Raw genomic sequence first — 12,804 nt, forward strand, 5'->3', positions numbered from 1 at the left:
GCAGATATGCCCTCAGATCTGCGACCCGGACCAGATTCACCGCCCAGCGACGAGCTGCACAGCGCCGAGGATTCGCTCGGCGTGCTGCAGCATGTGCTGCACACCATCGCCGAGGACGACAAGTCCCGCCCGACGCCGTGCTCGGAGTTCGACGTGGCGAAATTGACCGAGCACCTGCTGAACTCGATCACGGCCATCGGCGGCATGGTGGGCGCGGAGCTGCCGGAGCGCGATCCGGACGATTCGGTGGAGCGCCAGGTTGTCCTGCCGCCCGCCCCGCCCTGGACGCCTGGCACCGCCACGGCCTGGACGGCAGCGTGCCGTTCGGCAAGACGCAGATGCCCGCCAGGACGGCATGCGGCGTCTTCTCGATCGAATTACTGGTCCACGCTTGGGATTACGGCAAAGCCGTCGGTCGCGACGTCGATGCCCCCGATCGCTGTCGGAGTACGTGCTCGCGCTCGCCCGCGACATCATCAGGCCGGAGTTCCGCGGCGGTGCCGGGTTCGACGATCCGGTCGACGTACCCGCCGACGCCCGCGCGCTGGATCAGCTCGTCGCGTTCACCGGCCGCAACCCGGCCGGCTAAGCCGGGGCCGCCGGGCGTGTGGAGTGACCTATTTGGTGTCGGTGACGACGACTACTTGACGGATGAATTTGTTTTCCACGGCGGAGTGGAGGAGGAAGTCGGCGACGTTTGCGCGAGAGGTTGAGGGGAGGATCGGCAGGGTCGTGACGTCCTCGAGCGCGACCGCGGCGTAACGTCTGCCGACCCCGTCGTTCAGCGCCCCGGGATATTCGAGGGTCCATTTCAGGCCGCTGGCTTTCAACAGCACTTCGGATGCGGCTTTGTCTTGATATTTTTTGCGCAGCGCAGTGCGAAATATCAGGCTAGCCAGGAACGACGCCTTGGCGAGGGAATCTCCGACTCCGAATGCGGACACAATCACGAACCGGTCAACACCCGATGTTTTCGCGGACGCGATGACGGCCCGAACGGTGTCTGTGATCAGCGTTGGGGTATTGCGGATGCTTTCGACTCCGAGGGTGCTGATGACCGCATCATGCCCTCGGGCTGCCGCGGCGATCACAGCAGCCTCGGTGACGTCACCGCTGACGATCTGAGCGCGCGGGTCAAGGATCACGTCGGCCCTTCGAACGAGGGCGGTGACCTGATGGCCTTGGTCGAGCGCTTTGTTGACGAAGTGGACACCGGTACGCCCGGTTGCTCCTAGGACAAGAAACTTCACGGTAGCTCCGCTTTCTTTAGAAATGACGAGGACATGGTCGGTCACCGGTACGTCTTGCGGACACATGGCGAAGCCGCCCGCCGTTGCCGGCAGAACGTCAGGATCATTGACGATTGTAGTCAATATTACTGACTATTGTCAATGGGTAGCAGTGGAAGCACGCTGTCTGTCGCGTATATTGGTCAGAAGTGATTACTACTGTGACCCTCTGCGCGCCGGGGGTCGGCTGCGATCGAGTTCGGTGATGTCACGGCGGATATGAGGCGTCAATCTCGTGGGATCAAGTGGGCAGATGGAGCCGAGGGCAGCGTGGACGACGAGCAGCGGATTGATCTAGGGGTGTTGTTGTTCATCCCGTACCGGTACACCGAAGACCGGATTTTCCGGGCGCTCCGAGATGCCGGATTCGACGACTGGACCCTGGCTCAGTGCCGCGTGTTTCAACGCATCGCACCGGATGGTTCGCGCCTGACGGACCTTGCTGAACAGGCACAAATGAGCAAGCAAAGCGCGGGCGTGCTGGTCGATCAACTCGAAAGTTTGGGCTATGTCCGTCGGGAGCCCGATCCCGCGGATGGCCGCGCCCGATTGATCGTGATCGAGCAACGCGGCCGGCGGGCGGTCGAGGTAGTCGCGGCGACACTCGACGAGATCCACTCGGAGTGGAAGGCATACCTGGGCACCCGCAACTTCACGGTGTTGAGCCAGATTCTGGCTCAACTCCGCGAGATCACCGACCCCTACGCGCGGTAAAGCTGCCGCTCGGAAAGGAATCAAGATACGTAGCCGCGGGCAATATGTTCGAAGTCCGAGCTGCCATTCTCGCCGGCCTGAGCGCTAGACCCGCTCCAGGTAGAAGTAGTAGTAGCGGCCCTTGTCCCGCACGCCCTTACCGTTCATGATGCCCATCACGGCGTCGTCGTCGATCTTCTTGAAGTGGTCGTGCACGGGCCTGCCGTCGTAGACCATCGTCGCGGTGACCTCGCCGCGGAAGTCCTCCAGCCACAGGCTGGCCTCACCGTTCATGTACTCCACGTTGGAATACTTGTTCCCGTCGGCGTCGAGGCACACCAGCGGTTGCGCGTCGCGGGCACTCTTGAAGGTCTTGCCGAACCAGCCAAGCTCTTGCATGAAGCCAGTGGCTCGATGTCCGGTCGCGAAGTCCCCGCCCTTCCATTCGCCGATCATGCCTTCGATCGTCGCGGGCTCGAGCGTCGCCCAGTAGTCGTCGAGCTCGGCATCGGCAACGCTGTCGCGCTCTTTGAATTCAGTAAAGTGCTTGCGGGCCAGGCTCATTCGTTACTCCTCACAATCCAGCTACGGGCGAATTCCAGCAGGACGTCGTTCTCGTCGGGCGCCCCGATGCTGACCCGGGCGCCGTCGGTGCCGTAGGGGCGCACCACAATTCCAGCATCGGCGGCCGCGGCGACGAAATCCGGTGTGCGCGATCCCAGCGGCAGCCACACGAAGTTGGCCTGCGCCGGTGGCAAGGTGAACCCGGCGTCGCGCAGCCCGTCGGCGACCCGGGTGCGCTCGGCCACCAGCGCGTCCGTGCGCGCCAGCAGTTCGTCGGCGGCCTGCAGCGACGCGATCGCGGCTACCTGCGCGAGGCTCGACACCGTGAACGGCACGTAGACCTGATCGAGCGCGGTGATCAGCCCGGGGTGGCCTATCGCGTAGCCGATGCGCAGCCCAGCCAGGCCGTACGCCTTCGAAAATGTCCGCAGCACAACGACATTGGGGTGCGCCCGGGTCAGGCCCAGGCTGTCGGGCGCCAGGCCGTCGCGGATGTACTCCACGTAGGCCTCGTCGATGGCGATCACGATGTGCGACGGAACGGCCTGAATGAAGCGGGACAGCGCGTCGGGGTCGACGACGGTCGAGGTCGGGTTGTTGGGGTTGCAGACGAAGATCAGCCGCGTCCGTTCGGTGACCGCGGCGAGCATCGCGTACAGGTCGAAGGTGTGGGCGGTCAGCGGCACCTTGATCGCGGTGGCGCCGGAGACCTGCGTCAGCGGTGGGTACAGCTCGAAGCTGCGCCAGCCGAAGATCACCTCGTCGCCCACCGCGGAGGTGATCTGGATGAGCTGCTGGCACAGGCTGACCGACCCGCAGCCGACGGCGATGTTCTCGGGCGTGAAGCCCGAATCGATGTGTTCGGCGAGCGCCGCCTTGAGCGCCACGCAGCCGTTGTCGGGGTAGCGGTTGACGATGTCGGTGGCGTGCTCGATGGCTGCGCGCACGCTGGGAAGAGGGCCGAATACCGTTTCGTTGCTGGCCAGTTTGATCGCGCCGGGCACCGTCTTACCGGGGACGTAAACTGGCAGCCCGGCCAGCTCCGGCCGTAGGCGGGCAGTCACTTCGACAGCATATGCCGTCGCTGTGTACGCTATCCCTCCGGCGGTTCCCGGACGCCCGCCAAGCGTCCGGTACCCTCAGGAAGTCCAAGGGAGGCGTGCCAGAGCGGCCGAATGGGACTCACTGCTAATGAGTTGTCCCCCTTAAAGGGGACCGGAGGTTCAAATCCTCTCGCCTCCGCGCACAAATCCCTTCGGGGATACAACTGAAGAACTAGGCGCCCGTAGCTCAACGGATAGAGCATCTGACTACGGATCAGAAGGTTGGGGGTTCGAATCCCTTCGGGCGCACTCACTTTCGCACACCCGGTCGGTTGCCCGGATCAGACGGCCCGATCAAGACCCCCTGGCTGACGAGGGCTCGCCTTCGGCGTCGTTGTCTTCACTGAGGTGCCGCAGGACTCGTTCGTTGAGGGCGGCGAGCATCTCCAGCTCAGCCGGGGAGAGTAGGTCGACAAAGTTCCGGCGGACGTCCTCCACGTGCCGGGGCGCGGCCTTCTCGATGGCGGCGCGGCCGGCCGGCAGCAGGCAAACCATCGTGCTGCGGGCGTCGTCGGGGTTGGGCTCGCGGCAGATCAGCCCGTCCTGCTGCATGCGCCGCACCTGATGAGAGACGCGGCTCTTCTCCCAGCCCAGCGTGTTGCACAGGTCGCGGGCTGGCATGCGGTCCCCGTCGTGAGACGAGAGCACCGCCAGGATCTCGTAATCGGCGCCGGACAGGCCCGATTTCTGCAGGCCCCGGCTCAGGTGCACGTCGAGCTGATGATGCGCGTGCCGGAAGGCCCGCCAGGCGCGGTCTTCAGGAGGGCTCAGCCAGTTCGGTTCCATCAGCTGCCATCCTACCCGATTGGTTGACGCATCAACAAACACAACATACGGTTGAGATGTCAACCTTTCCAACCTAGACGGGACACCTCATGAGCAGCATCAGCATCATCGGCACCGGGAACATGGCTCGCACCATCGGCGCGCTGGCGGTAGCGGGCGGCAACGTCGTCGAGGTCATTGGCCGCGATCCGGCCAAGGCCGCCGACCTGGCCGAGGCCCTCGGCGGCAGCGCCACAACGGGAGAGTTCGGCGCCGTTCCCACGGGGGACATCGTCATCGTTTCCGTGTTGTACGCCAACGTCGTTCCGGTCATCGACCAGTACGGAGACGCCCTCGCGGGCAAGGTCATCGTCGACATCAGCAACCCCTTCAATCCCACGGCCGACGGGCTGGCCATCCCCGACGACACCTCGGTCGCGCAGGAAGTCGCGAAGGCCGGACCGGCCAGCGCCAGCGTGGTGAAGGCGTTCAACACCATCTTCGGTGCTGTGCTGTCCCAGGGCCGGCCGCTTGACGTCTTCATGGCCGGCGACGACGCGCGTGCCAAGGCGAGCGTGGCCGAGTTCATCGAGAGCCTGGGGCTGCGTCCGCTCGACGTCGGGGGCCTGAACATGGCGCACTGGCTGGAAGGAACGGGCCTGGTCATGATGGGTCTCGCCAGCCACGGGGTGGGCAATTACGACTTCGCCCTCGGCGCCAGCGTTCCCGCCTGACCCGCACCGCTTCCGGTCCCGGCCGTGTACGGACAGGGGCGCCGTGCGCTCCAAATAATGGTTGATGAATCATCGAAAGGATTCTCGCGATGAAGCTTGGTTTCGCACTTCCCATCGTCGGGCCCGCTATCAGCAGCGCGACTGCTCTGAGCGCGTTCTGCCGCGCACTCGAGGACCTCGGCTACGACTCGCTGTGGGTCGGCGATCGCCTGGTCACACCGGTCGATATGCACAGCACCTATCCGGGCAAGGAGCAGCCGTACCCGGCGCAGATGACCCGCTACCTCGATCCGGTGCTGCTATGGACGGTCGCCGCAACCGCGACGACTCGGATGCGGCTCAACGCCAGCACGCTCAGCACGTTCTACTACGAGCCGGTGCACCTGGCCCGGCTGCTGACCACGCTCGACGTGCTCAGCGAAGGCCGCCTCGACGTCGGCGTGGGCGTCGGGTGGATGAAGGACGAACACGACATCGCCCGCGGCGCGGACTGGCGCCGACGGGGGCGGATGCTCGATGACCTGCTGGCGTTCCTGCGCGAGTGGTGGACGACCACCCCAGTGTCCTGGAACAGCGAGTTCTTCTCGCTGCCGCCGGTCCATGCCGACCTGCGCCCAGTCCAGCCCGGCGGTCCGCCGATCTGGATCGGCGGTGCCAGCGAGGCCGCGATGCGCCGGGTGGGCCGCAGCGGCGTCGGCTGGCTTGGGGTCGAGGGGCTGCAGGCTGACGTCACCGACCACTTGTGGTCGATTGCGCGGCGGGCGGCGCAGGACGCCGGCCGCGATCCTGACGCGCTGAAGACGGCCATGCGGATCAACCTCGAACCGGGCACGTCCGTCGAGTCGGTCACCGACAGGCTCGAGCGCCTCGCCGGGTCCGGTGCTGATGAGGCGATCGTGGATGCCTTCGCAATGTTCTCGAGCCTTGACCAGATGCTTGACTTCGCAAGCCAGGTAATTGAGCGACGGAGCGAACTCGTCCGCTAGTTGTCGTCCTGAACCGGACCGCCATTGAGCTGGCCGAGGTCCGAAGATCCCACCCGACGCAGCATCACCAGCGCGGGGATCCGCACGGTCGTGCCCGCGCCCAGCGGCGTCTTGATCGCGAAGAACACGATCTGCAGCTCCAGCCGCATCTCGCGCAGGGGAGTGGTCTGCAGATCCAGGCGGGTCTCTCGCAGGCGCGCCAGGCCGCGCCCGATCGAGTCGACCAGGCCCTTGGGTTCCGGATTTTTCTCCGACGCCGTTGCCACGGCTTCGACCTTACCTGGGTCGCCGCGGGTGAGCTGTGGCTACGGGCGGGGCTGGAACGGTCGCCGCGTCGGCACCGTCACGGTCTGAGTCACCGTGCTGGTTTCCGTGCTCGGGGCAGCGGTGGTCGTCGGGACCGTCGTCGTGGGGGTGTCGGTGCTCGGCGGCGGGGCCGTCTCGGTGACCGTTTGGGGTGGAGGAGTGTCCGCGCCACCGCCGCCTCCTGACGGGTGGTGCCGCGTGGGCTCCGCCGCGGTGGTGGTCGTCGCGGCGGGGGCGGACGTGGTTGTCGGCGCCGGCGCGGGACCCTCGCTCGGCTTGCTCAGCAGCACGTACGCGCCGGCCACCAGCAGGGCGAGCAGGCCCGCCCCGGCCCCGCCGGCCACGATCAGCGCCACCGGGCGCCGGTACCACGGCGTCTCCGGCTCGGGGGGTTCGGAGTCGTAATCGCCCCCGCCGTAGTTCGCAGGCTGGGTGTGCTCGGAGTAGAAGTCGCGATTCTCTGGATTGGACGGCACGACCGCGATGCTAGTGGGTCGGCGTCAACCGGCCATATAAGTGACCAGTCGGTTATTATCGATTTCATGCCGCGCCCGCCGAATCCTGAGGTGCGCCGCCGCCTGCTCGACGCGGGCCTCGCCCTGGTGCACGCGCACGGATTCGCCGCCACCGGAGTCAAGGACGTCACCGGCGCGGCCGGTGTGCCCAAGGGATCGTTCTACGCGTATTTCCCTAGTAAAGAGGCGTTCGGTGCGGCGATCCTCGAACACTATTGGTCCGATATCGAGGCCCGGCTCGTCCCGATCCTGGGGGATGACGACGCGGCGCGCGAGCGGATCGGCCGCTTCTTCCATGCGCTCGCGGACGACCATGAGGCCGGCGACTTTCTGCTCGGTTGCCTGATCGGCAACTTGTCCCTCGAACTCGGCGGCTCGAGCGAGGCGGTCCGCGCCGAGCTCCTGAGCATTCTCGACGGCTGGAACGAGGCGTTGACGGCGTGCGTGCGCTCGGGCCAGGGCGGCCCCGACGGCATCCGCGACGACCTCGACGCCGGGAAGCTCGCCGCCCTGCTGATCGAGGCATGGGAGGGCGCCGCCCTGCGCGGGAAAGTGACCCGCAGCCGCGCGCCTTACGACCGGTTCGAAGCCGTCACCATCCCGGCCCTGCTGCGCTGACCCTGACCGGGCCGGAATTCGTCCGCCGTCACACTTGTTAATTAGACGACTGGTCATCTATTATGATCACGACCTAAGGACGCTGCCATGACACAGATCATCAACCCGAATCAGCGCAAGCTAGCCCTGAACAACGGCGGCGGTGAGATTCCCGCCCTCGGCTTCGGGACGTCGCTTTCGGACAACACCAAGACACGAGCTGCGGTCAAGGTCGCGGTCGAGGAGGGCTTCCGCCATCTCGATGCCGCCGAGCGATACCGTAACGAGGCGGAGGTCGGAGCGGCGCTCAAAGAGTTGTTCGCCGAAGGCAAGGTCCGGCGCGACGACCTGTTCGTGACCACGAAGCTGTGGAACAACAACCATCGACCCGAACGGGTTCGCCCCGCGCTGCAGGCCAGCCTCGGCAGGCTCGGGGTCGACGCGGTCGACTTGTATCTGGTGCACACGCCGTTCGCCTTCAAGCCGGGCGACGACCAGGACCCGCGCGACGTGCACGGCGCCGTCATCCGCGACGACGGGGTCACGCTGGAGGAGACGTGGGCGGCGATGGAAAGCCTTGTCGACGAAGGACTTACGAAGGCGATCGGCCTGTCCGACATCGACGTCGATACCACCCGCCGCGTGGTGAACACCGCCCGGATCAAGCCGGCGGTCGTGGAGGTCGAGTCGCACCCCTACCACCCGCAATGGGAACTCAACGAGTACCTGACCGAACAGGACATCGTCCTGCTGGCGTTCGCGTCGCTCGGGCACGCGCTGGAGCCGCGGCTGCTCGACGACCCGCTCGTGGTGTCGATGGCGGAGCGGTTCGGAAAGACCCCCGCGCAAGTGCTTTTGGCGTGGGGCATCCAGCGCGGCAGTGCCGTTCTCACCGGATCGGTCAACCCCGCGCGCATTCGCGAGAACTTCGACGTGACCACGCTGCCCGACAGCGCGATCCAGGAGATCAACGAGAGTCTGGTGACGCGCTACCGGTTCAACTCCGTGGCGGACGCGGGCGAACCCGGTTTCGCCGAAGTGCCTTCGGGCAGTTAGGGATTACTCGCCGTCGATCATGCGCAGCGCCCGCTCGAACAGGTGCACCGTGGCCGCGTGCAGCTGATCTCCGACTTCCTTCTCAGCCTTGCCGGCGCAGGCACGCGCCAGCGTCCCCTCGATCACGATGCCCAGCTTGAAACAGGCGAGCACGGTGTACCAGGTGATGTGGGACAGGTCGCGCGTGGTGTTTTCGGCGTAGCGCGCGAAGAGCTCGTCGGTGCTGGCCAACCCCTCCTGCCCGCCCAGGGCGTGGCTGAACACCGCGGTCCCGTCCGCCTGGCGCCAGGTGGCCAGCAGCCAGCCCAGGTCCAGCAGCGGGTCGCCGATCGTGCACATCTCCCAGTCGACGATGGCGACGACGTCGGGCCCCGTGCGCGAGAACATCACGTTGGCGGCGTGGTAGTCGCCGTGCATGATGCCCGGGAACCAGCTGGTGGGCCGGTGGCGTTCCAGCCAGGCCGACACCTCCTCGATCCCCGGGATCTCCGGCCCGGGATAGCCCTCGTACTCGTTGTAGGACTCGAGCTCCGACAACCAGCGCGGCACCTGGCGTTCCAGGAAGCCGTCCGGTTTGCCGAAGTCGGCGAGACCGACGGCCACGTGGTCGATGGCGCCCAGCTTGGCCAGCGACTCGGCCATCGACAGGCCCATGCCGTGCCGGATACCGGCGTCGCCCGCGTGCAGCGGCAGCAGGCCCTCGCCGGCGTTGAATCCGTCCACCGGGTCCATCAGGTAAAAGACGGCGTCACCGAGCACGCTCGTGTCGTCGCACGCGGCGATCAGGCGGGGATGTGGCACGTCCGAACCGGCCAGTGCAGCAAGGACTTTGGTCTCCCGCAGGATCACGCTGTTGCTGCGGGGCCGCAGGTGGCGCGGCCCGCGCCGCAGCACGTAGGGCCGGCCCGACCGGGTGAACCGCAGCATGACGTTCTGCGTGCCACCGGTGACGGCGGCGACGTCCTCCAGTAGTCCCTCGCCCAGCCCCTGCTGAGACATCCATTCCGCGACGGCTGCTAAGTCCACCTGCTCCACGTGGTGTGAACCTACTCTGCGGGCGGAAACAGCAGGTCGCCGCCCAAGCCCTGCCCGTGGCAAGCCGCTGGAGCTCGGCCCTGGAAGAATAGTGAACGCAACCGACTATCAGGCTGGAGGTAAGTAGCGATGCCGCGTACCGATGACGATTCCTGGGACATCACTCAAAGCGTGGGGGCCACCGCGCTTGGCGTCGCCGCGGCCCGAGCCGCGGAAACCGAGAGCGAGAACCCGCTCATCAGCGACCCGTTCGCCCGGGTGTTCCTGGACGCCGTGGGCGAAGGGATGTGGACGGTCTACGCGGACCCCGCACTGAAGGCCAAGCTGATCGAGAGCGAACCGGACGTGCAGAACCGGCTCCAGCTGATGGTCGACTTCATGGCGACCCGCACGGCGTTCTTCGACGAGTTCTTCCTCGGCGCGGCCGACGCGGGGGTGCGGCAGGTGGTGATCCTGGCGTCCGGCCTGGACTCCCGTAGCTGGCGGTTGCCGTGGCCCGACGGCACGGTGGTCTACGAGCTGGACCAGCCCAAGGTGCTGGACTTCAAGGGCACCACGCTGCGTGAGCACGGCGCCAGCCCGAAGGCGCGGCTGGTGAACATCGCGATAGACCTGCGCCAGGATTGGCCGAAGGCGTTGCAGGAAGCCGGGTTTGATCCGTCGGCGCCCAGCGCCTGGTCGGCCGAGGGGCTGGTGCGTTATTTGCCGGCCGAGGCCCAGGACCTGTTGTTCGAGCGCATCGTCTCCCTCAGCGCCCCGGGCAGCTGGCTGGCTTCCAACGTGCCGGGTGAGGGATTCAACGATCCCGAGAAGGTGCGGCGACAGCGCGAGGACAATCAGCGCATCCGGGCGACGGCGGCGAAGCTGATTGATACCGAGATAACGGATTTCGACGAACTCTGGTACCCGGAGAAGCGCACCCCGGTCGACAGCTGGCTGCGCGAGCGCGGCTGGGCTGTCTTGTCGCTCAGCTTCCCGGAGCTGATGGCCCGCTACAACCGCACCATCCCGCCGGGGGCCGAGGACGCGATGCCGCCCACCCAATTCGTCTCCGCACGCGCTAAGGCGTGAACACGATCCTCTCGCTTGATTCGGTTTCGCCCCAAGCGGATTCGACATCGGCGAGAGGAACGGGCCGCGCATCGAGCTGAAAGTCGCCGCCGCTGATTTCGGTGGCAAGGTCGGGTAGTTCGGCCAGAATGTCGCGAGTGGGGACGGATCCTTGTCCGCTGCCGACGACCTGTAGGCGCATGGCTCGCAGTGCGGCGGAGGGGATTTCGGCCGTCGCGCCGGCGACCGAGCCGATCTCGATCCAGGCCAGCGGCTTTCCTTGATCGGTACGGTTGCGGGCGATACCGGCCATCAGGTCGGCCGTGATCGGACCCCACAGGTAGTCGATGACGACATCGACATCGCGCGCCACTCCGGCGAGTTCGCCTACCGCAGCGGCGTTGTCGATCCGGACCGTGGTGTCGGCTCCCAGGTCGCCGACGGCGGCTAGCCGCTGAGCGTCGCGCCCGGCGCCGATCACCTGGCCGGCTCCGAGACGCTTGGCGACCTGGACGGCCATCCGGCCCGAGCTCCCGGTGGCGCCCAGGACCAGGACGGACTGGCCCGGCTCGAAGGCGATGCGCCGGCGCAGGGCTATCCACGACGACATCACCGGATTCATGGCCGCCGCCACCAGGATGGGGTCGGCACCCTGCGGCAGCACTACGCTGCGGCGCTGGTCGATCACGGTCTGCTCGGCCATCGCGCCCATCGTCGTATCGGGCAGCACGAAGTAGCGCAGCGTGCCGTCGGGTCCCCGTCCCACGCCGTCGATGCCCGGGACCAGGGGAAGCTCGCCCGAGCTGGTGTAGTGCGAGCCGTCGGCCTGCGAGCGCACCCGCCGGTGCAGGCCGGATGCGACGACATCGAGGATCAGCTCGTCGCCGGTCCGCGGCATGGGGGTAGGGAATTCCCGGTAGGCGGGTGGGCTGTCAAAGCTGGTGACGACGGCGGCGTACATGGCGGGGCTCCTCGGACTAAGGATTTAGATGGTAACACGAACTAATTTAGATGGTGTTACGAACTATTTCAAGCTATGATCTCCAGCATGGATGCGATGGACGACCTCAGGGACGGGTTGGTGCAGACGTCGTTCACGGTGATCGCGGCGTTGAGTCGCGTTGCGGCCGAACAGGACATGTCGCTGACGCAGCTCCGGATGCTGGGGATCCTGCGCGATCGCGAACCGGCGATGGCGGAGCTGGCGGCGTACCTCGGGCTGGAGCGCTCGACGGTCAGCGGGCTGATCGACCGCGCGGTTCAGCGTGGGCTGGTGCGCAAAACCCCCGACACCGCCGACGCTCGTTCGGTGCGGGTCAGCCTCACCGCGGAGGCGCGGCGCATGGAGACGCGCGTCATCGTCGACATCGGTGATCTGCTGGCCCCGATGACCGATCGGCTGACCTCCAGCGAGCGGAAACGGCTGACCGCGCTACTGGCCAAACTCCTTGACCAGTAACGGAACGAGGGCGACCAGGGGTCGCCGATTCGGTCGGCTCGGAGTTTGCGAGCGAGGTTTAGACATGAGTCCAATGGGTATCGCTAGGCCACGGGAATGTCAGTTCTCGAAACACAACGGAGGTCACGATGCGTGGTCGCGGAATGATCGGCGCGATCGTCTTGGTGTGGCTGCTCATTGGAGTCTTCGCGGCGTGGCAGCGCGACTACTTCAAGACTGGGCAAACCGATTGCGTCACAGCGGGAAACATCGCGCTAACTGTGGTCGCAGGGCCCTTGAATTACGGGGGAGTCAACCCGAAAGTCAAGGATTGCCATGTGCCGCAGCCTAGTTCGATGCCCAGTGGCCTAGCTCATCTCATGTAAAGGAAGGCGTCATGGTCGTCTTAGGCGTTGTCTTGCTCATCCTCGGATATATCTTCGCGATCCCTCTGTTGTGGACGATCGGCATCGTCCTGCTCGTCATCGGGGCGATCCTGTGGATCCTTGGCTCGGTGGGCCGTCCGGTGGGCGGAAGGCGGTACTGGTACTAACGCCAGCAGCTTGAAATGAAGGTGGCGTGCCTGCTCAGCAGGCACGCCACCTTTTTCACAGGACACGCATAGAAATGTCATAGCGGCGGCCCAGTAACGCGCGGATACTTGAAGGTGTGA

Annotated in this window: 17 protein-coding genes, 2 tRNA genes and 1 pseudogene; 12 read left to right on the plus strand and 8 right to left on the minus strand. The window is 66.0% G+C overall.

Features of this window, described 5'->3' with window-relative positions:
* The first annotated feature begins 6 nt into the window (after window positions 1-6).
* Window positions 7-589, plus strand: a pseudogene (locus MRAB57_RS08965) (TIGR03086 family metal-binding protein).
* A gap of 28 nt (window positions 590-617) precedes the next feature.
* On the opposite strand, the gene MRAB57_RS08970 reads toward MRAB57_RS08965, so the two are convergent.
* On the minus strand, window positions 618-1,373 hold the full coding sequence (locus tag MRAB57_RS08970) for an NAD(P)-dependent oxidoreductase (RefSeq protein WP_245835881.1): 756 nt from the start codon (window positions 1,371-1,373) through the stop codon (window positions 618-620).
* A 186-nt stretch (window positions 1,374-1,559) separates the two neighbouring features.
* Here MRAB57_RS08970 and MRAB57_RS08975 point away from each other — a divergent pair, with 186 nt between their 5' ends.
* The gene (locus MRAB57_RS08975; RefSeq protein ID WP_077087249.1) at window positions 1,560-2,003 is read left to right on the plus strand and encodes a MarR family winged helix-turn-helix transcriptional regulator; all 444 of its coding nucleotides are present in this window, start codon (window positions 1,560-1,562) and stop codon (window positions 2,001-2,003) included.
* An 84-nt stretch (window positions 2,004-2,087) separates the two neighbouring features.
* Here the strand turns inward: MRAB57_RS08975 and MRAB57_RS08980 are convergent, their stop codons facing one another.
* The gene (locus tag MRAB57_RS08980; RefSeq protein ID WP_077087250.1) at window positions 2,088-2,546 is read right to left on the minus strand and encodes a DUF4334 domain-containing protein; all 459 of its coding nucleotides are present in this window, start codon (window positions 2,544-2,546) and stop codon (window positions 2,088-2,090) included.
* Window positions 2,543-3,610, minus strand: a complete 1,068-nt coding sequence (locus MRAB57_RS08985; protein ID WP_077087251.1) for a pyridoxal phosphate-dependent aminotransferase — start codon at window positions 3,608-3,610, stop codon at window positions 2,543-2,545. The genes MRAB57_RS08980 and MRAB57_RS08985 overlap by 4 nt, the downstream gene beginning before the upstream one ends.
* Before the next feature lie 89 nt (window positions 3,611-3,699).
* Here MRAB57_RS08985 and MRAB57_RS08990 point away from each other — a divergent pair.
* Together MRAB57_RS08990 and MRAB57_RS08995 are read left to right on the plus strand one after the other, a co-directional pair.
* Window positions 3,700-3,788, plus strand: a tRNA-Ser gene (locus tag MRAB57_RS08990).
* Window positions 3,789-3,825: 37 nt separating this feature from the next.
* A tRNA-Arg gene (locus MRAB57_RS08995) sits at window positions 3,826-3,898 on the plus strand.
* 45 nt (window positions 3,899-3,943) lie between these two features.
* On the opposite strand, the gene MRAB57_RS09000 is transcribed toward MRAB57_RS08995, so the two are convergent.
* Window positions 3,944-4,435 carry a MarR family winged helix-turn-helix transcriptional regulator gene (locus MRAB57_RS09000; protein ID WP_077087252.1) on the minus strand — a complete coding sequence of 164 codons (492 nt, stop codon included), beginning with the start codon at window positions 4,433-4,435 and terminating at the stop codon, window positions 3,944-3,946.
* An 89-nt stretch (window positions 4,436-4,524) separates the two neighbouring features.
* Here MRAB57_RS09000 and MRAB57_RS09005 point away from each other — a divergent pair, with 89 nt between their 5' ends.
* A complete protein-coding gene (locus MRAB57_RS09005; RefSeq protein WP_077087253.1) occupies window positions 4,525-5,148 on the plus strand; it encodes an NADPH-dependent F420 reductase in 624 nt (207 codons plus the stop codon).
* An 89-nt stretch (window positions 5,149-5,237) separates the two neighbouring features.
* A complete protein-coding gene (locus tag MRAB57_RS09010) occupies window positions 5,238-6,134 on the plus strand; it encodes a TIGR03619 family F420-dependent LLM class oxidoreductase (RefSeq protein WP_077087254.1) in 897 nt (298 codons plus the stop codon).
* On the opposite strand, the gene MRAB57_RS09015 is transcribed toward MRAB57_RS09010, so the two are convergent.
* Both MRAB57_RS09015 and MRAB57_RS09020 read right to left on the minus strand, forming a co-directional pair.
* Window positions 6,131-6,400: a hypothetical protein gene (locus MRAB57_RS09015; protein ID WP_245835882.1), complete on the minus strand. Its 270-nt coding sequence runs from the start codon at window positions 6,398-6,400 to the stop codon at window positions 6,131-6,133. The two genes, MRAB57_RS09010 and MRAB57_RS09015, sit on opposite strands and share 4 nt — an antisense overlap.
* Before the next feature lie 39 nt (window positions 6,401-6,439).
* Entirely contained in the window at window positions 6,440-6,916 is a 477-nt protein-coding gene (locus tag MRAB57_RS09020; RefSeq protein ID WP_077087255.1) for a hypothetical protein, read from the minus strand.
* Between the two features lie 66 nt (window positions 6,917-6,982).
* Here MRAB57_RS09020 and MRAB57_RS09025 point away from each other — a divergent pair, with 66 nt between their 5' ends.
* Window positions 6,983-7,573, plus strand: coding sequence for a TetR/AcrR family transcriptional regulator (locus MRAB57_RS09025; RefSeq protein WP_077087256.1), 591 nt, complete (start codon window positions 6,983-6,985; stop codon window positions 7,571-7,573).
* 87 nt (window positions 7,574-7,660) lie between these two features.
* Entirely contained in the window at window positions 7,661-8,608 is a 948-nt protein-coding gene (locus tag MRAB57_RS09030; protein ID WP_077087257.1) for an aldo/keto reductase, read from the plus strand.
* 3 nt (window positions 8,609-8,611) lie between these two features.
* On the opposite strand, the gene MRAB57_RS09035 is transcribed toward MRAB57_RS09030, so the two are convergent.
* Window positions 8,612-9,607, minus strand: coding sequence for a phosphotransferase family protein (locus tag MRAB57_RS09035; RefSeq protein ID WP_245836079.1), 996 nt, complete (start codon window positions 9,605-9,607; stop codon window positions 8,612-8,614).
* Between the two features lie 165 nt (window positions 9,608-9,772).
* Between MRAB57_RS09035 and MRAB57_RS09040 the strand changes: the two genes are divergently transcribed.
* Window positions 9,773-10,714 (plus strand): class I SAM-dependent methyltransferase, encoded by a 942-nt coding sequence (locus MRAB57_RS09040; RefSeq protein ID WP_077087259.1) that lies wholly within the window; start codon window positions 9,773-9,775, stop codon window positions 10,712-10,714.
* Here MRAB57_RS09040 and MRAB57_RS09045 read toward each other — a convergent pair.
* A complete protein-coding gene (locus MRAB57_RS09045; RefSeq protein ID WP_077087260.1) occupies window positions 10,704-11,654 on the minus strand; it encodes a quinone oxidoreductase family protein in 951 nt (316 codons plus the stop codon). The genes MRAB57_RS09040 and MRAB57_RS09045 overlap by 11 nt on opposite strands.
* A gap of 87 nt (window positions 11,655-11,741) precedes the next feature.
* On the opposite strand from MRAB57_RS09045, the gene MRAB57_RS09050 reads away from it, so the two are divergent.
* The 3 genes from MRAB57_RS09050 to MRAB57_RS28775 all read left to right on the plus strand — a co-directional run bounded on the left by MRAB57_RS09050 (window position 11,742) and on the right by MRAB57_RS28775 (window position 12,684).
* Window positions 11,742-12,152, plus strand: coding sequence for a MarR family winged helix-turn-helix transcriptional regulator (locus MRAB57_RS09050; protein ID WP_245835883.1), 411 nt, complete (start codon window positions 11,742-11,744; stop codon window positions 12,150-12,152).
* Between the two features lie 128 nt (window positions 12,153-12,280).
* Window positions 12,281-12,517: a hypothetical protein gene (locus tag MRAB57_RS29125; protein WP_077087262.1), complete on the plus strand. Its 237-nt coding sequence runs from the start codon at window positions 12,281-12,283 to the stop codon at window positions 12,515-12,517.
* 11 nt (window positions 12,518-12,528) lie between these two features.
* Window positions 12,529-12,684, plus strand: coding sequence for a DUF6131 family protein (locus MRAB57_RS28775; protein WP_173813922.1), 156 nt, complete (start codon window positions 12,529-12,531; stop codon window positions 12,682-12,684).
* Window positions 12,685-12,804: the final 120 nt, after the last annotated feature.

The sequence above is a fragment of the Mycobacterium rhizamassiliense genome (genome assembly GCF_900157375.1).
Classification (GTDB): Bacteria; Actinomycetota; Actinomycetes; order Mycobacteriales; family Mycobacteriaceae; genus Mycobacterium; species Mycobacterium rhizamassiliense.

Coding starts and splice junctions, on each gene's coding strand:
- MRAB57_RS09035 (WP_245836079.1), bottom strand. CDS start 9,607: ATGTCTCAGCAGGGGCTGGGCGAGGGACTACTGGAGGACGTCGCCGCC.
- MRAB57_RS09045 (WP_077087260.1), bottom strand. CDS start 11,654: ATGTACGCCGCCGTCGTCACCAGCTTTGACAGCCCACCCGCCTACCGG.
- MRAB57_RS09005 (WP_077087253.1), top strand. CDS start 4,525: ATGAGCAGCATCAGCATCATCGGCACCGGGAACATGGCTCGCACCATC.
- MRAB57_RS08980 (WP_077087250.1), bottom strand. CDS start 2,546: ATGAGCCTGGCCCGCAAGCACTTTACTGAATTCAAAGAGCGCGACAGC.
- MRAB57_RS09030 (WP_077087257.1), top strand. CDS start 7,661: ATGACACAGATCATCAACCCGAATCAGCGCAAGCTAGCCCTGAACAAC.
- MRAB57_RS29125 (WP_077087262.1), top strand. CDS start 12,281: ATGCGTGGTCGCGGAATGATCGGCGCGATCGTCTTGGTGTGGCTGCTC.
- MRAB57_RS28775 (WP_173813922.1), top strand. CDS start 12,529: ATGGTCGTCTTAGGCGTTGTCTTGCTCATCCTCGGATATATCTTCGCG.
- MRAB57_RS09040 (WP_077087259.1), top strand. CDS start 9,773: ATGCCGCGTACCGATGACGATTCCTGGGACATCACTCAAAGCGTGGGG.
- MRAB57_RS09000 (WP_077087252.1), bottom strand. CDS start 4,435: ATGGAACCGAACTGGCTGAGCCCTCCTGAAGACCGCGCCTGGCGGGCC.
- MRAB57_RS09025 (WP_077087256.1), top strand. CDS start 6,983: ATGCCGCGCCCGCCGAATCCTGAGGTGCGCCGCCGCCTGCTCGACGCG.
- MRAB57_RS09050 (WP_245835883.1), top strand. CDS start 11,742: ATGGATGCGATGGACGACCTCAGGGACGGGTTGGTGCAGACGTCGTTC.
- MRAB57_RS09010 (WP_077087254.1), top strand. CDS start 5,238: ATGAAGCTTGGTTTCGCACTTCCCATCGTCGGGCCCGCTATCAGCAGC.